The organism is Phyllobacterium pellucidum (genome assembly GCF_013327855.1).
In the GTDB taxonomy this organism is placed as follows: Bacteria; Pseudomonadota; Alphaproteobacteria; order Rhizobiales; family Rhizobiaceae; genus Phyllobacterium; species Phyllobacterium pellucidum.
Map to the genome: position 1 here is coordinate 828425 of NZ_JABUMX010000002.1, position 16679 is coordinate 845103.

Annotated in this window: 18 protein-coding genes and 1 pseudogene; 8 read left to right on the forward strand and 11 right to left on the reverse strand. The window is 58.8% G+C overall.

The window, feature by feature from the left end:
- Positions 1-23 precede the first annotated feature (23 nt).
- Positions 24-203, reverse strand: coding sequence for a DUF3606 domain-containing protein (locus tag HQ945_RS12035; RefSeq protein ID WP_113280798.1), 180 nt, complete (start codon positions 201-203; stop codon positions 24-26).
- Between the two features lie 390 nt (positions 204-593).
- Here HQ945_RS12035 and HQ945_RS12040 point away from each other — a divergent pair, with 390 nt between their 5' ends.
- Together HQ945_RS12040 and HQ945_RS12045 are read left to right on the forward strand one after the other, a co-directional pair.
- Positions 594-1133 (forward strand): hypothetical protein, encoded by a 540-nt coding sequence (locus tag HQ945_RS12040; protein ID WP_246272648.1) that lies wholly within the window; start codon positions 594-596, stop codon positions 1131-1133.
- 144 nt (positions 1134-1277) lie between these two features.
- A complete protein-coding gene (locus HQ945_RS12045) occupies positions 1278-2210 on the forward strand; it encodes a ribose-phosphate pyrophosphokinase (RefSeq protein ID WP_027233431.1) in 933 nt (310 codons plus the stop codon).
- Between the two features lie 7 nt (positions 2211-2217).
- Here the strand turns inward: HQ945_RS12045 and HQ945_RS12050 are convergent, their stop codons facing one another.
- Positions 2218-2571: a HepT-like ribonuclease domain-containing protein gene (locus HQ945_RS12050; protein WP_174208113.1), complete on the reverse strand. Its 354-nt coding sequence runs from the start codon at positions 2569-2571 to the stop codon at positions 2218-2220.
- Positions 2571-2855, reverse strand: coding sequence for a nucleotidyltransferase family protein (locus HQ945_RS12055; RefSeq protein ID WP_425500646.1), 285 nt, complete (start codon positions 2853-2855; stop codon positions 2571-2573). The genes HQ945_RS12050 and HQ945_RS12055 overlap by 1 nt, the downstream gene beginning before the upstream one ends.
- A gap of 233 nt (positions 2856-3088) precedes the next feature.
- Here HQ945_RS12055 and HQ945_RS12060 point away from each other — a divergent pair, with 233 nt between their 5' ends.
- From HQ945_RS12060 to HQ945_RS12080, 5 genes are read left to right on the forward strand one after another with little or no spacing between them, the layout of a single operon-like run.
- Positions 3089-3718 (forward strand): 50S ribosomal protein L25/general stress protein Ctc, encoded by a 630-nt coding sequence (locus HQ945_RS12060; RefSeq protein ID WP_091923833.1) that lies wholly within the window; start codon positions 3089-3091, stop codon positions 3716-3718.
- Between the two features lie 30 nt (positions 3719-3748).
- A complete protein-coding gene (gene pth, locus HQ945_RS12065) occupies positions 3749-4474 on the forward strand; it encodes an aminoacyl-tRNA hydrolase (RefSeq protein WP_174208114.1) in 726 nt (241 codons plus the stop codon).
- 12 nt (positions 4475-4486) lie between these two features.
- Positions 4487-5590 carry a redox-regulated ATPase YchF gene (gene ychF, locus HQ945_RS12070; RefSeq protein WP_027233434.1) on the forward strand — a complete coding sequence of 368 codons (1104 nt, stop codon included), beginning with the start codon at positions 4487-4489 and terminating at the stop codon, positions 5588-5590.
- A 14-nt stretch (positions 5591-5604) separates the two neighbouring features.
- Positions 5605-6075, forward strand: a complete 471-nt coding sequence (locus tag HQ945_RS12075; protein WP_174208115.1) for a MaoC family dehydratase — start codon at positions 5605-5607, stop codon at positions 6073-6075.
- Positions 6072-6539 carry a MaoC family dehydratase gene (locus HQ945_RS12080; protein ID WP_174208116.1) on the forward strand — a complete coding sequence of 156 codons (468 nt, stop codon included), beginning with the start codon at positions 6072-6074 and terminating at the stop codon, positions 6537-6539. Before HQ945_RS12075 ends, HQ945_RS12080 begins: the two co-directional genes overlap by 4 nt.
- Before the next feature lie 40 nt (positions 6540-6579).
- Here the strand turns inward: HQ945_RS12080 and HQ945_RS12085 are convergent, their stop codons facing one another.
- From HQ945_RS12085 to HQ945_RS12110, 6 genes and pseudogenes are all read right to left on the reverse strand, one after another.
- On the reverse strand, positions 6580-7125 hold the full coding sequence (locus HQ945_RS12085) for an adenine phosphoribosyltransferase (RefSeq protein WP_027233437.1): 546 nt from the start codon (positions 7123-7125) through the stop codon (positions 6580-6582).
- 107 nt (positions 7126-7232) lie between these two features.
- A complete protein-coding gene (locus HQ945_RS12090; protein ID WP_027233438.1) occupies positions 7233-8096 on the reverse strand; it encodes a cytochrome c1 in 864 nt (287 codons plus the stop codon).
- A gap of 29 nt (positions 8097-8125) precedes the next feature.
- Entirely contained in the window at positions 8126-9424 is a 1299-nt protein-coding gene (locus HQ945_RS12095; protein ID WP_091923840.1) for a cytochrome b, read from the reverse strand.
- Between the two features lie 21 nt (positions 9425-9445).
- The gene (petA, locus tag HQ945_RS12100; protein WP_113280803.1) at positions 9446-10009 is read right to left on the reverse strand and encodes a ubiquinol-cytochrome c reductase iron-sulfur subunit; all 564 of its coding nucleotides are present in this window, start codon (positions 10007-10009) and stop codon (positions 9446-9448) included.
- Positions 10010-10197: 188 nt separating this feature from the next.
- Positions 10198-12049: pseudogene (locus HQ945_RS12105) on the reverse strand (ABC transporter ATP-binding protein).
- 273 nt (positions 12050-12322) lie between these two features.
- A complete protein-coding gene (locus HQ945_RS12110) occupies positions 12323-14170 on the reverse strand; it encodes an ABC transporter ATP-binding protein (protein ID WP_113280805.1) in 1848 nt (615 codons plus the stop codon).
- Positions 14171-14494: 324 nt separating this feature from the next.
- Here HQ945_RS12110 and HQ945_RS12115 point away from each other — a divergent pair, with 324 nt between their 5' ends.
- Positions 14495-14950, forward strand: a complete 456-nt coding sequence (locus tag HQ945_RS12115; protein ID WP_027233443.1) for a tRNA (cytidine(34)-2'-O)-methyltransferase — start codon at positions 14495-14497, stop codon at positions 14948-14950.
- A 61-nt stretch (positions 14951-15011) separates the two neighbouring features.
- Here HQ945_RS12115 and HQ945_RS12120 read toward each other — a convergent pair whose 3' ends face one another.
- Both HQ945_RS12120 and HQ945_RS12125 read right to left on the reverse strand, forming a co-directional pair.
- Positions 15012-16115, reverse strand: coding sequence for an ABC transporter substrate-binding protein (locus HQ945_RS12120; protein ID WP_027233444.1), 1104 nt, complete (start codon positions 16113-16115; stop codon positions 15012-15014).
- A 233-nt stretch (positions 16116-16348) separates the two neighbouring features.
- On the reverse strand, positions 16349-16621 hold the full coding sequence (locus HQ945_RS12125; protein ID WP_027233445.1) for a hypothetical protein: 273 nt from the start codon (positions 16619-16621) through the stop codon (positions 16349-16351).
- Positions 16622-16679 lie beyond the last annotated feature (58 nt).

Consider the following 16679-nt stretch of genomic DNA (forward strand, 5'->3'; position numbering starts at 1 on the left):
AATAGATCATAGGCGGCCATGGGTCAGCGGCCTCCAAGTTCGCTCTCGATCTTCTTGCGACTGCCGCCGTGCTTCTTGATCAGCTCAAGGGCCCGGTCCCTGCTGATGTCATGTTTCGTCATGAGGTCGTTCACCTCATAGTCCTCGCTTGCCGATACTGTGGCGCGGTCTCGATTGTCCTGCTTGAATTTGTCATCTGACATTTGGGTTTCTCCCCGGCTGTTGCTGGTTGTTTCTCAACAGCCGCAAAGGATTTAGGTTCCACTCCCAGCCGAACTGATAGCTCGTTGCAAATGTTCTCAAGCTTCGTCGGGGTTGGAGCAGTCCGGCAGCTCGCAAGCGCGTGAAGCGCGCAAGGGTGACGACGTCTCCACGGAATTGCCTAAAAAGGTGCGCCCGACGCGACAAAAAGCGAAGCATAGTCAATAGCCGGGTTGACTTGATCGTAAAATAAAACTCTCTTCTGCTTCTATTTTGATAAGGTGGCTCATGACGGGGTTTGACTGAAGATGTGGTCTCGTAACTCACTGACATGCGCGGTCGCATTGCTTGCAACACTCGCGCTCGCCGCCTGCAACAGTTCGGAATCGCCAATGGGCGTCAGCAAGGCCGACCTGCCAGCGGCACAGGGCAGCGCGACCACACCGGCAACGCCTGGTACAGCCCAAACGACCGCCACAGCGGCGCAGACGACTGCCGGTGCACCCGTACCAGCTGCTGCCGGGGCCGCACCGAGCACCACCGCCAATGCGCCAGGCGCCGCGCGCACCGCCAAGCTTCGCTTTGCCCCTATTGTCGGCGCGCCAATCGCTGCCGCAACGCCGCTGTCGCAGCGTCTTTCGGCTCTTGCCAAGGAAAAAGGTATTGTCCTCGGCACCGCTGCCGATACCGACAACACGCACATCATGAAGGGTTATTTCTCGGCCCTGCCCGACGGCAACCAGACGACGATCATCTATGTATGGGACGTACTCGATCCGGCTGGCACCCGGCTGCACCGCATCCAGGGCCAGGAAAAAGTGCCGGGTGGCGGCGCCGATCCCTGGAGCACGGTACCAGCCAAGACCATGGAAGGCATCGCCGACAAGGCGATACAGGGTTATCTCGCCTGGGTTTCCGGCGCCAAGACGTGACATATTTACGCGTTTTGCCGGATAATGCCGCGGAATAGAGTTGGATTTCTTGCTGCATGCTTGCATTGTGCGGGAAGCACAGTAAAAGGCCCGCCATATCCTTTAATTGGCTGACGCTCTGAAAAGACGTGGGGAAAAATCGGCATGAAACTGTTCGCGGGCAATTCCAATCGTGTTCTCGCTGAATCTGTCGCCAAATATCTGAATATTCCGCTTGGAAAAGCCAGCGTTCGCCGCTTTGCCGACCAGGAGATATTTGTCGAGATCCAGGAGAATGTCCGCGGCGAAGATGTCTTCGTCATGCAGTCCACCTCGTTTCCCGCCAACGACCACCTGATGGAACTGCTCATCATGATCGATGCGTTCCGCCGTTCCTCGGCCAAGCGCATCACCGCGGTGCTTCCCTATTTCGGTTACGCCCGCCAGGACCGCAAGCCGGGTCCGCGCACGCCGATCTCGGCAAAGCTCGTTGCCAATCTGATCACCGAGGCCGGTGCCAATCGCGTCCTTACGCTCGATCTTCATGCCGGCCAGATCCAGGGGTTCTTCGATATTCCGACCGACAACCTCTATGCCGTGCCGGTCATCGCCCGCGATGTGCGCGCCCATTACGGCACGTCGAACGTCATGGTCGTCTCCCCCGATGTCGGCGGCGTTGTGCGCGCCCGCTCGCTGGCAAAGCGCATCGATGCGCAGCTTGCAATCGTCGACAAGCGGCGTGACCGCCCGGGCGAATCCGAAGTGATGAACGTCATCGGCGACGTGCGCGGCAAGGATTGCCTGCTTTTCGACGATATCGTCGACTCCGGCGGCACGCTGTGCAATGCGGCCGAGGCCCTCCTCGCCAAGGGCGCAACGAGCGTCACCGCCTATATCACCCACGGTGTTCTTTCAGGCGGCGCGGTCGCTCGCATAGCGAGTTCGAAGCTGAAGGAACTCGTCATCACCGATTCCATTCAGCCGACGCCAGCCATCGAATCTGCACACAACATCCGCGTCCTGTCGATTTCCGACCTGATCGGCGAGGCGGTATCGCGCACGGCCTCGGAAGAATCCGTTTCCAGCCTGTTCGACTAACGGCAGTTTATTCGGCGGTGCTGTCCAGTTTTGCTCGAATCTTGGTCATTGCGATTCTAAGCTGCGGGAGATGATCCGTCACAACGGACCAGACGATCGAATCGGCAAGCCTGTGGTACTCATGACGCAAAATGTTGCCGATGCCGCGAATCTGTTTCCAGGGAATTTCCGGGGCGATTAACAGCAATTCATCCGGCAGGTGGCGCGAGGCTTCAGAGATGATTTCAAGGGCACGCTGAACCCCCATCCGCAATAGCCAATCTTTGAAGTCAGCGAGCGATTTATTCCGTGTCGAAATTTCGATCCCGTCAATCGCTTCAATGATTTCCGCTACGACGGGTTCTATGCGACGGCGCGGCATCAGAAGATACGAATAGAAGATTGCTCGATTTCATGCTTCAGCATGGGATGAAGGCTGTCGCGCGTCGTTATGTCGATTTGCGCATCCATTGCCGCTTCCACTAATTGTTTAATGCTGATGAGATCGATCAGCGAGAACCGCCCCGACGCATCGTAATCCACGAACAGATCAATATCGCTATCGTCTGCGGCTTCGTCGCGCGCGGTCGATCCAAAAAGGTAAAGCCCGGTCGCGCCGATGCTTTTTATCGCATCCGCATGTCGCTCCAGTTCGGCGATGACCAAATTCCTTTTCATGCGCAAATCTTATACATTCGAGGCGTTGACAGCAACAAACTTGCACTGGCGCCGGGTTTCCGTTATAGAGCCGCCATCCGCGTAGACACCCTTGGAGGCAACGCGGAATGGGGCGGTCATTCATCCGGTCTCGGATGAGCATTGGACCGCTTCATGTTTTTTGTGCATCCACCTTGTGGTCTCGAAAAACACTCCAGATTTGAACCTCGAAAGGAAATGCCATGAGCGAAGCATACGAGCTCAAGGCCGAGGCGCGCGAACGGGTCGGTAAGGGGTCCGCCCGGGACATTCGCCGCAACGGTAAAGTGCCAGCAGTCATCTATGGTGACAAGCAGGCGCCAATCTCGATCACCCTCGACTACAAGACGCTGTATTACAAGATTCACGGCGGCGGCTTCAAAACGACGATTGCCAACATCCTTCTGGATGGCAAGTCGATCCAGGTCCTGCCCAAGGATTACCAGCTCGATCCGGTCAGCGACAAGCCGGTCCATGTCGACTTCCTGCGCGTATCGGCCAAGTCGGTCGTCAACGTCCATGTACCGATCCACTTCCTGAACGAAGAAGCTTCGCCCGGCATCAAGCGCGGCGGCGTTCTCAACATCGTTCGCCACGATATCGAGCTGCATGTTCCGGCCAATGCAATTCCGGAAGCAATCGAAATCGATCTCACCGGCACGCAGATCGGCGACTCGATCCACATTTCCGCTGTGACGCTCCCGAAGGGCGCGACACCGGTCATTCAGGATCGCGATTTCACGATCGCCACGATCGCTGGCCATGCAACCGCTGACGAAGAGACCACCGAAGCAGCGGAACCGACTGAAACTGCAGAAAAAGAAGGCGAGTAATCGTCCTTTCGACTATTGGGAGCTAGGCGCGTGCTGCTTATCGCAGGTCTTGGCAATCCGGGCTCCCAATATGCTGCAAACCGGCACAATATCGGTTTCATGGCGGCGGATGAAATACATCGCCGCCATGGTTTTTCTCCCTGGACCCGCAAGTTCCAGGCACTGATTGCCGACGGGATGATCGACGGCGAAAAGACCATCCTGATTAAGCCCCAGACATTCATGAACCTTTCAGGCCAGGCCGTCGGCGAAGCCATGCGCTTTTATAAGCTCGGCATCGGCGATCTCATCGTCATCTATGACGAACTCGATCTGGCCGCAGGCAAGGTGCGCGTCAAGATCGGCGGCGGTTCGGGCGGCCATAATGGCATCAAATCGATCGACGCCCATTGCGGCAAGGATTACAAGCGCGTCCGCCTCGGTATCAACCATCCAGGCGTCAAGGAAATGGTCTCCAACCATGTTCTCGGTAATTTCGCCAAGGCGGATCGCGAATGGCTCGATCCCCTGCTCGAGGTGATTGCCGCCAATGCCGGACTGCTGGTCCGCAAGGATGATTCCGGTTTCATGAACCGCGTCGCGCTTGCCGTCGGCGGCAACGCCAGGAGCGAGCCTGCGACAACCGAAAAGCCGGTTGCAAAAAGTACCGGACAAAGCCATATCCGGCAGGCGCGCCAGCAAAAGCCTGCCGTCACCATTCCAAAATCCGGCCCCATGGCCGACATGCTGAATAAGCTCTTCGGCAAGAAAGAATAAGGATCGCACATTATGGGTTTCAAATGCGGCATCGTTGGCTTGCCTAACGTCGGCAAATCCACGCTCTTCAATGCCCTGACCAAGACGGCGGCGGCGCAGGCCGCCAACTACCCGTTCTGTACGATCGAACCCAATACGGGCGAAGTAGCGGTTCCCGACCCGCGCCTGCAGACCATCGCCAAGATCGGCAAGTCAGCCAATATTGTCCCGACGCGTATCAGCTTCGTCGATATCGCCGGCCTCGTGCGCGGCGCATCGAAGGGTGAAGGCCTCGGCAACCAGTTCCTTGCGAATATTCGCGAAGTGGACGCAGTGGTGCACGTGCTGCGCTGCTTCGAGGACGACGACATCACCCATGTCGAAGGCCGCATCGATCCCGTCGCCGACGCGGAGACCGTCGAGACCGAACTGATGCTCGCAGATCTCGAAAGCCTCGAACGGCGCATCGTCCAGTTCCGCAAGCGTGCGAGCAGCAAGGACAAGGAAGCGCTCGCTGTGCTTCCGATCATGGAACAGGCCCTCTCGCTGCTCCAGGACGGCCAGCCGGTTCGCTTCATGCTGAACGGCATTGCGCCCGACGATCTCGCGATCCTTCAGGACCTCAATCTCCTGACCTCCAAGCCAGTCCTTTACGTCTGCAACGTTGCCGAAGGCGATGCCGCAACCGGCAATGAATATACCGAAGCTGTCGAGGAAATGGCGACCGGACAGGGCGCCGAGACAGTCACGATCTCAGCCGCCATCGAGGCCGAAGTCGCGCAGCTTCCCGATGAAGAAGCGCGCGAATATCTTGAGGCAATGAGCCTCGACGAGCCCGGCCTCGATCGGTTGATCCGCGCCGGCTACCGACTGCTGCACCTCATCACCTACTTTACCGTAGGCCCGAAGGAGGCACGCGCCTGGACCGTCGAGCGCGGTTCGAAAGCGCCAAGGGCGGCGGGTGTCATCCATACGGATTTCGAGCGGGGCTTCATTCGCGCCCAGACCATCGCTTATCAAGACTATGTGGGCCTCGGCGGCGAAGCGGCAGCCAAGGAAGCTGGCAAGGCCCGCGACGAGGGCAAGGAATACATCGTCCAGGACGGCGATATCATGCTATTCAAGTTCAACACCTGATACGGTTGTATGAAATGGCTGAACGCACGCCCACCTACGCCTATGAAGATTTCATCGTTGGCAGTGAATGGTCGCTCGGCTCCAAACAGGTGACGACGGAAGAAATCATCGATTTCGCCAGGCAGTTCGATCCGCAGCCCTTTCATCTGAACGAGGCCGCGGGCAAGGCCAGCATCCTCGGCGGACTGGCGGCGTCCGGCTGGCACACGGTCTCGATGTTTATGCGCATGCTATGCGACGCCTATCTTCTCGATTCGACCTCGCAGGGCGCACCCGGGATCGACTTCGTTAAATGGAAGCATCCGGTTCTCGCCGGCGACACGCTCACAGGACGAACGACGATCCTCGAACAACGCCTGTCGAAGTCGAAACCTTCCCTCGGGTTCGTCAAGATGCACCACGATGTCTTCAATCAGGACGGCACGTTGGTATGCGAGCTCGAACATACCGCGATGTTCTCGACACGGGAGCCTGTGCGACCATGAGCATCGAACAGTTCATTGGCGTGGAGCGCGATCTCGGCACCCATCGCTTCACCGCCAGCGAGATCATTGATTTTGCGTCGAAATACGATCCGCAACGTTTTCATGTCGATCCCGAAGCGGCTAGGAAAAGCAATTTCGGCGGACTTTGTGCCTCGGGCTGGCATACGACGGCGATATGGATGCGCCTTAATGTCGGGGACATGAAGCGGATCATCGCAGAAGCCTTGCAACGAGGCGAACAGCCACCGCAGTTCGGCCCCTCACCGGGTTTTGAGAACCTGAAATGGCTGAAGCCAGTCTATGCAGACGATACGATCCGCTTTACCCGGACCTTGCACGACGTGCGCCCGCTCAAGTCGCGGCCCGGCTGGTCGATGATGCAGATGTCCTCCGCCGCCTATAACCAGAATGGCGACAAGGTTCTTTCATTCGACAGCACCGCCCTTGTTGCGTTGCCGGCTTGAAGGTCGGCAGGCCAACAAAAGCGTAAAACAAAGAATCCGCTCAGTGCCCGTCGAAGGCGACCAGCGTCCTTACGTTGACGCCGAGTGCCTCGAGCTTCTTGCGGCCGCCAAGTTCCGGCAGGTCGATGATGAAGCAGGCGGCGACGATATCGGCGCCCATTTGCTGCAAAAGCTTGACCGCGGCCTCGGCGGTCCCGCCCGTCGCGATCAGATCGTCGACGAGGATGACCTTGTCGCCGGGCGCGATGGCGTCGCGGTGCATCTCCATCTCGTCGAGACCATATTCGAGGCTGTAGGCAATCCGCACGGTATCGCGCGGCAGCTTGCCCTTCTTGCGGATCGGCACGAAGCCCGATGACAGTTGATGCGCCATTGCGCCACCGATGATGAAGCCGCGCGCCTCGATGCCTGCAACCTGATCTACCTTGCCACCGGCATAGGGGTGCACCAGTTCATCCACGGCGCGGCGAAAGGCGCGGGCATTGCCAAGGAGTGTGGTTATATCGCGAAACATGACGCCGGGCTTCGGATAGTCCGGAATGTTGCGGATGGCATCAACCAGCGTCTGCTTGAGGCTTGAATCCATCTGATCGTTCCCTTCGCGCTGTCAGCGGGCAGACAATCTATGCAGCCCCGCCCTCAAAAGAAAAGGGCGCAAAGCGCCCTTCCCTCAAATTGATTCTACCGATCCGGTCAATGCTCGACGTCGGACCAGATCCGCCGCTTCGCCACATAGATGAGGCCTGCGAAGAGAACCAGGAACAGCATGACGCGGAAGCCGGTCTTTTTGCGCGCCTCAAGGTGCGGCTCGGCCGCCCACATCAGGAACGCGGCAACGTCCTGCGAATACTGCGTGAGTGTCTGCGGCGATCCATCGTCATAGGTGACCTGGCCGTCCTGCAAAGGCTGCGCCATCTTCAGCGACTTGGCGGCGATGAAGAACGGGTTGTAGTGCGTGCCTTCAGGGATCTGCATGCCTTCCGGCGGCGTTTCGTTAAAGCCGGTCAGAAGCGCGTGGATGTAGTCCGGACCGCCTTCCTGGTACTGCGTGAAGATATCGATCAGGAACCGCGGGAAGCCGCGCTCTACCGCACGCGCCTTGGCGATCAGCGAAAAGTCCGGCGGCACCGCGCCGCCATTGGCTGCTGCCGCCGCTTCCGGATTGGCGTAAGGCGACGGGAAATGATCGGCAGGAATAGCCTTGCGGGTTGTAGGCTCGCCATCGGCGTTGGGTTCGCCCGGCACTTCGTATTCGGCCGCAAATGCCTTGATCTGAGCATCGCTATAGCCGAGTTCCGCCAGCGAACGGAATGCCACGAGGTTCATCGAATGGCAGGCCGAGCAGACCTCTTTGTAGATCTTGAGGCCGCGCTGCAACTGCTGCTTGTCATAGCGTCCGAACGGACCCGCAAAGGTCCAGTTCATCTCTTCCGGCTTCTTGATCGGGAAGTGCGTCGGTTCGGCGGCGTTATGCGCTTCTTCGGCGGTCGCAACCGTTCCGAATGCCAGCATGGTTCCGAGACCGGCAGCTGCAAGACCGAGGAGGATTTTTTTCATGGGAAAGTTCCTTGAGCCCTTCACGATTCTCAGCCTTTGGTTTCCGGAGCCGCGGTGACGCCTACCGGCCGGCCACCACCTTTGGTTTTCGCAAGCACCGCCTCGGTGATCGAATTCGGGAGTCGGCGCGGGGTTTCAACGAGTCCAAGCAATGGCATGAGGACGATGAAGAAGCCGAAATAATAGGCCGTTCCGAGCTGCGAGAAGACCACGTAGAGACCTTCGGCAGGACGCGATCCGAGCCAGCCGAGCATGATGGCGTTGGCAACGAAGATCCAGAAGAACAGCTTGTACCAAGGCCGGTAGACGGCCGAGCGGACCTTCGACGTATCGAGCCAGGGCACGAGGAAGAGGATCGCGATCGAGCCGAACATCGTCAGGACGCCGCCGAGCTTCGAGTTGATCGGGCCGATGTTGAAGGTGATGGCACGAAGCATCGCATAGAAGGGCAGGAAGTACCATTCGGGGACGATGTGAGCCGGGGTCTTCAGCGAGTCGGCCTGGATATAGTTATCCGGATGGCCCATGAAGTTCGGCAGGTAGAAGACAAAATAGGCGAAGAGGATCAGGAACAGCACCAGACCGAACGCGTCCTTGACGGTGGCGTAAGGCGTGAAGGCGACCGTATCCGTCTTCGACTTCACTTCGATGCCGGTCGGGTTGGTCTGGCCGGTCACATGCAGCGCCCAGACGTGCAGGACGACGACGCCGGCAATCATGAATGGCAGCAGGTAGTGCAGCGAGAAGAAGCGATTCAGCGTCGGGTTGTCGACGGCAAATCCACCGAGCAGCAATTGCTGGATCGGATCGCCGATGATCGGGAACGCGGTGAAGAAGCCGGTGATGACCGTCGCACCCCAGAAGGACATCTGGCCCCACGGAAGCACGTAACCCATGAAGGCCGTCGCCATCATCAGGAGGAGGATGATTACACCGAGAATCCAAAGGAGTTCGCGCGGCGCCTTGTACGAGCCGTAATAAAGGCCGCGGAAAATGTGGATGTAGACGGCGAGGAAGAACATCGAGGCGCCGTTGGAATGCAGGTAGCGCAGGAGCCAGCCTGAATTCACGTCACGCATGATCTTTTCGACGGAATTGAAGGCAATGCCGGTGCTGGCGGCATAATGCATGGCAAGCACTACGCCGGTCAGGATCTGCGACACCAGCATGATCGCCAGGATGCCGCCGAAGGCGTAGGCATAATTCAGATTGCGCGGAACCGGATAGGCTACGAATGAATCGTATAGCAGACGCGGCAACGGCAGTCGCGCATCAAACCATTTTTCGATTCCGCTGTTCGGCGTGTAGGATGAATGTCCACCGCTCATGTCGTGTCTCCCCGTGGAACCTTAGCCGATCTTGACGACGGTGTCGGAAATGAAAGAAAGTGGCGGGATCGCCAGGTTTTCCGGCGCCGGTCCCTTGCGGATGCGTCCCGCCGTATCGTAGTGCGAGCCGTGGCAGGGGCAGAACCAGCCGCCGAAATCACCCTGTTGTCCGAGCGGAATGCAGCCGAGGTGGGTGCACACGCCAACCATCACCAGCCAGTTTTCCTTTTCCTTCGAAGCGGTACGATCGGCATCGGTGGCCTGGGCATCGCTTGGAAGGTTGGCATTGCGCGCAATCGGGTCCTTGAGATCGCCGAGCGCGACAGCCTTGGCTTCCTCGACTTCCTTGGGCGTACGGTTGCGGATGAAGATCGGCTTGCCGCGCCACTTGACCGTGAGGGACATACCCGGCTGAACAGCCGAAACATCAACTTCAATGGACGAGACTGCCAGCGTGGATGCGTCCGGTCTCATCTGGTCGATGAAGGGCCAGGCAAAAGCCCCTGCGCCGACCACACCGGCCATACCTGTCGCAATATAGAGGAAGTCACGCCGTGTCGGCTCGGTCTTATCGTGTGCGCTCACGGGGCCTGTTCCTTTCCGAATAACAACGCAGCGGGAGAGTCCACGAAGTCAGCATAACAGAAGACAGGCCCAAGAAGATGAGCCCCGCGGAATCCCCAACATATCGCGTGGTTTCTAAGCATGTCGCATGAGCTTGTCCAGCCTGACAGCGGCATAAGGGCAGGATGTCGCAGGGATAAACCGGCAGCTTATTCCTGCCCGATAAATCCGCCCGACTGGCGCGCCCAGAGCCCGGCATAAAGCCCGTTGGCAGCAACAAGCTCGGCATGCGTTCCGCTCTCGACGATGCGGCCCTCATCCATGACGATCAGGCGGTCGAGAGCCGCGATGGTCGACAGGCGATGCGCGATCGCAATGACGGTCTTTCCTTCCATTAGCCGGTAGAGGCTTTCCTGTATCGCCGCCTCGACTTCCGAATCGAGCGCCGAGGTCGCTTCGTCGAGGATGAGGATCGGCGCATCCTTGAGCATGACGCGGGCGATGGCGATGCGCTGGCGCTGCCCGCCCGATAGCTTGACGCCGCGCTCGCCGACATGGGCATCAAGGCCGCGACGGCCCTTGGGATCGGTCAAGGTATCTATGAATGCCTCCGCCTGGGCGTTGATCACCGCATCGCGCATCATGTCGTCGGAAGCGTCGGGCCGGCCATAAAGGATGTTGTCGCGGACCGAACGATGCAGCAGCGACGTATCCTGCGTGACCATGCCGATATGGGCACGCAGCGAATCCTGCGTGACATTGGCGATGTCCTGGCCGTCGATGAGAATGCGGCCACTTTCGACGTCAAAGAAACGCAAAAGCAGGTTGACGAGCGTCGACTTGCCGGCGCCTGAGCGGCCGACAAGGCCGATCTTCTCGCCCGGCCGCACATGCAGGGAAAAATCGTCGATGACGATCCGTGCCGACTCGTAGTGAAATCGGACGTTCTCGAACGTGATTGCGCCCTGCGTCACAGTAAGCTGCTGGGCTCCGGGCTTGTCGACGACGCTGACGGGGCGCGCGAGGAGTTCCATGGAATTCTGGATCGTGCCGTAGTTGCGAAGCAAGCCATTGAGGTTGGCCATCATGCGCGTCAGGAGCATGCTGAGCCGCAGCACAAGACCCAGCGTGAAGGCGACCTCGCCGGACGAAATCTCGCCCCTTCAGCCAAAGATCGATCGAAAGCGCCGCCACGACGCAGATCATCGCCCCGCTTGTGCTGGCGAGCGAAATGCGAATGCCGCTCAGACCCCGCGTCAGCGACATGATCGCGACGAGCCAGCGATCCATGCCGCGGCGCATATAGGCATCGTCGCGTTGTATGGTGCCGAACAGCTTTAGCGTCTGGATATTGCTGTAGCCATCGACGAGCCGGCCCATGACCAGCGAGCTCGTTTCGGCCGTATCGCGCGCCGCCTTGCGCACGCGCGGCAGGAAATAGCGGGCGGTGAAGCCGAAAACGACGAGCCACACGCCGACGACTGAAGCCAGCCGCCAATCGAGGCGGCCGATGAGAAAGAGTGTCGTCGCACAGTATACAAGGCTGAACCACACTGCCTGCAGCAGCGTCACCATGAAATCGCCAAGCGCCTGTCCGGCAGCCCAGACCTTGGTAACGATGCGGCCGGAAAAATCGTTCTGAAAAAATGCAAGGCTCTGCCGGTAGACGACGCTGTGAGCCTGCCAGCGGACGAGATTGTTGAAACCCGGCACGATCGCCTGCTCCTCGACGAGGGCAGCAAGGGAAAGCACGAGCGTTCGCCCAAGAAACACAGCAAGCAGCATTAAAAGCAGCGCGACACCGTGGCGGTCGATAATACCCTGCCAGCCTTCGACGCGATCGGTGGAGGCGAGGATGTCGATGATCTTGCCGACGAACCAGAAGAGCCCGGCCTCGAACAGGGCAATCAGCCCGCCGCAGACGAGCATCGCCAGGAAAACGTACTTCTCCTGTCGGACATAGAACCACATGAAGGCGAGCGACTGGTTCGGAACCCGTTCCGCCGGCGCACTGGCATAGGGATCGACCCAGCTCTCGAACAGGCGGTAAAGGCGTGTCATTCAACCTGCATTGCGTTGAAAAATCATCACGATGATGAAACCAATGGGCGAAGGGCCACCATCGGTTGAGTCCCGCGATGCGTCAAATTAAACTTCGGTTACCGGAAACTCTTCATGGCTTGGCTTCTCACCCTCCCCCTTGTGGGGAGGTTCGAACCGCAGGTTCGGGGTGGGGGGCTTGATCAGAAGTCGGGCTTAGACAAAGTCAAGCAAGTCACCTCCCGGCTGCTGCGCAGCCACCCTCCCCACAGGTGGGAGGACAGGAACTGAGCCCTACTCCGCCGCTTCCTGATCGTCGAGCCCGAGGAACCCGCCGGACTGGCGCGCCCAAAGCCCCGCATAGATCCCGTTTGCGGCGATGAGTTCGTCGTGGCTGCCGCTCTCGACGATCTTGCCCTTGTCCATCACGACAAGGCGGTCAAGCGCCGCAATGGTCGAAAGGCGATGGGCGATGGCAATGACGGTCTTTCCCTGCATGAGCCGATAAAGATTGTCCTGTATCGCTGCCTCGACTTCGGAATCGAGCGCCGAGGTCGCCTCGTCCATGATCAGGATCGGTGCGTCCTTCAACATGACTCGAGCGATGGCGACACGCTGGCGCTGACCACCGGAAAGCTTGACGCCGCGCTCGCCGACATGAGCTTCGAAACCCCGGCGGCCCTTGGGATCGGTCAGTTCCTCGATAAAGCCATCGGCCTGTGCATTGCGCACGGCCTGCCGCATCAACTCATCCGATGCATCGGGTCGGCCATAGAGCACATTGTCGCGCACCGACCGATGCAGCAGCGATGTATCCTGTGTGACCATGCCGATATTCGCCCGCAACGAATCCTGGGAGACTTTCGAAATGTCCTGACCATCGATCAAAATGCGCCCGCTCTCGAGGTCGTAAAAGCGCAGCAGCAGGTTGACGAGCGTTGACTTGCCGGCGCCCGAGCGGCCAACGACGCCGATCTTTTCGCCGGGCCGGATATCCAGCGAGAGCTTGTCGATGATCCCCGCACCTTTGCCGTAGTGAAAGCCAATGGCGTCGAAAGTGATCGCGCCCGATTTCACGACGAGCTCGGGCGCATTCGCAACGTCCGGCACCAGGCGCGGCAGCGAAATCGAGGTGATGCCGTCTTCCACCGTTCCGATATTTTCGAACAGGGCGGACATTTCCCACATGATCCACTGCGACATGCCGTTGAGGCGCAGGACCAATCCGATCCCGACGGCAACGGCGCCGACGGAAATGGCCGAGTCCAGCCACAGCCAGATGGCGATGCCGCCCACCGAAAACAGCAGGAGACAGTTCATGGCATAGAGGCAGAAGTGGAAGCTCGTCACCATGCGCATCTGGCGATGCACGGTGCCGAGAAAATCCTCCATTCCTTCGCGCGCGTAGCTTTCTTCGCGCTTCGAGTGCGAGAAGAGCTTGACCGTGGCGATATTCGTATAGCTGTCGACGATCCGGCCGGTCATGGTCGAACGGGCGTCCGCCTGCCGTTCCGAAATGATGCGGATTTTCGGAATGAAGTAGCGCAACAGTCCGATATAGGCGAGGAGCCAGACGACGAATGGCAGCATCAGCCGAAGGTCGGCCGCTGCCGCGATGATCAGGGTGCCGCTGAAATAGACGATGACATAGTTGAGAACGTCGAGCAGCTTCATCACCGCTTCGCGCACCGCGAGCGAGGTCTGCATCAGCTTCGTCGAGACGCGCCCGGCAAACTCGTCCTGGAAAAACGTCATCGACTGGCGGATCAGGTAGCGATGCACCATCCAGCGGATACGCATCGGATAGTTGCCAAGCAGCGTTTGATGGATGACGAGCGAATCGATCAAGACGATGCCGGGCATGACGACGAGGATCACGCCGGCAATCAGCGCCAGCTTCCAGCCCTCTTCGGAAAGGAAGGTCTCGCGCGAGTGGTTCGACAGCCAGTCGACGATATTGCCCATGAAGGCGAACATCGACACTTCGAGCACGGCGATCAGGGCTGTGCAAACGGCCATGACGGCGATGAATGGCCACACGCCGCGCGTATAATGCAGGCAGAACGCCACGAGCGATCTTGGCGGCTCACTGGGCTCGGCTGGCGGAAATGGTTCGAGCCTCTCTTCAAACCAGCGAAACATTTTCAACCTCGTAAACACCTGTCCTGATCACGGTAGCGGACCGCGAGCCGGTCGTTGGGATACTGCTTGGGACAAACATGGAAAACACCTGCAAACGCGAAGATCGGCGGTTTGCGGCTCTTGTCGGAAAGACGGAATTTCTAATTAGGGAGAACCGACACGCAACCGCAAAGGCAACCGGACATCGTCCAGTTTGGAAGAAGTCGCATCAATTTTGGCATCGACACCTCCAAGTTAGCGTTGCGGTTTGCTTCCTATAGCGATTATGAACGCAAAAGGCGAGAGGCCATCGCAATGGAGCCGTAAGTATTGACCAACGCATCAGTGGACCTTCGCATCGCCCTTTATCAGCCGGACATTCCAGGCAATACCGGAACGATACTGCGTATGGCAGCCTGTTTCGGGATCGCGGTCGATGTGATCGAGCCTGCAGGTTTTGACCTTTCCGACCGGGCGTTGAAGCGTGCGGGCATGGACTATCTCGAACAGGCGGCGTTGACGCGTCATGCCAGCTGGGCGGATTTTCAGGCGTGGCGGCTTGCCGCAAAACGGCGGCTGCTGCTCTTCTCGACGAAAGCTGCGGTGCCCTATACGAAGTTCGCCTTTGAACCCGGCGACATCCTGCTGTTTGGACGCGAATCCGCCGGCGTTCCCGATGAAGTCCATCAAGCCGCCGATGCGCGGTTGATCATTCCGATGGTCGAGGGCGCGCGCTCGCTCAACCTTGCGCTGTCCGCGGCCATCGCCGCAGCTGAGGCACTGCGGCAATTTCAAGCTTAAAAAAAAGCGAATCCGCCGGCCATTTCTGACCGGCGGACCTTGGGTTTTCAGTCGGACAGAATTAGTTGATCTGTTCGGCCTTGCCGCCTTCCCACTTGTAGAAGACGAATGCCGGCGTGGTGAGATCGCCGGTGCTCGAGTAGGTCAGGTCGCCGACGACGGTCGAAAGCGGCTCGCCCGACTTGATCTTTGCTGCGACTTCCGTCGGCTCGACCGAACCTGCCTTCTCGATGCCGCCCGCGATGATCTGCATGGCCGCATAGGCATTCAGCGTGAAGGCTTCCGCCGGGATGTTCTTCGCCTGGAGAGCCTCGACGACCTTGGCGGCGGCTGGGTTCTTCGTGGGGTCGGCGCTGTTGGTGAACAGCGTGCCGGCTGCAGCGTCACCGCCGATTGCCCAGTATTCCGTGTTCGAAAGACCGTCCGGCCCGATGATCTGGGCCTTGACGCCCTGATCATGCAACTGGCGAGCAATCAGACCACCTTCGGCATGATAGCCGCCGAAGTAGATCACATCAGCCTTTTCCGACTTGATGCGGGTGATGAGAGCGCTGTAGTCCTTTTCGCCGGCATTGATGCCTTCGAAGACGACTTCTGTGACGCCGCCCTTGTTGAGAACCGACTTAAGGCCATTGGCGATGCCGGTACCGTAGGGCGTCTTGTCGTAGACGATGGCGATGCGCTTGTCCTTGAAGTTGTCGAGCATGTACTTGCCGGCAACATCGGCCTGCTGGTCGTCGCGGCCGCAGGTGCGGAACACGGTTTCGAGGCCGCGTGTGGTCAGATCGGGCGTTGTCGCGGTCGGCGTGACCATGATGATGCCGTTTTCAGCAAGAACGTCCGATACCGGCATGGCAACGCCGGACGTTACCGGTCCGACGATGAACTTGATGCCTTCGCCGACGACCTGGTTGGCGACCGACACGCCCTGCTTGGGTTCGCCCGCATCATCAAAGATCTTGGTGACGATCTTTTCGCCCTTGATGCCGCCCGCCGCATTGATGGCCTCGGCAGCGCTTTCGGCGCCATTCTTCACCTGCAGGCCGTAGGCGGCGACAGGACCGGTGACCGGCGCGATAATGCCGACGACGATATCGGCCTTGGCGAACGACGTCATCGCCATGACGGCAGCCAACGCCACGCCAGAGATCAACGATAAGCGCATAGTTTCCTCCTTGGATTTTTTGTGCATCCGAACGACTGTCCGGGGCTGGGCAGAGTTCTAGTGACTTTGGAAATGGCTGTCAGCAACGATTGCTTGGATTTTGGCGCCTACTGACGAAAAATTGAAAAATCTTGCAAACTCGCGGCAATTTTCGACCATATCAATCAATTTCTTGAAAAATATCATCAATTTTATTGCTGAATCGACAGTTTTGGCGCTCCTCTTACCAAAAGCTAATCCGCGTTGGGCAACCTGCGCATTGTAAATTCGATGATATCACCCGGCCGCTCTTGCCAGCTTTCGATCTCGGTCCAATAGGCGGCTTTTGGGAATTGCTCGAACCATTCGCGGGCTTTTTCACGGGCTGCCAGTCGCGGCAGGCGGAAGCTTTCGCGAACGAACGCGCCGCGTTGCTGGCCGGCGTCGCGGCGGCTTTCCTTGAGCTGCTTGCGCAAGCCCTCGAGCGGTGGCTTGGGGAATTGCGACCTGGGCGCTTTGGAGACCATTCTTTGAGCCCTCACTCAACGCTTTACACTGTAAACTTATGCAGTGTTGTTGCGGAAA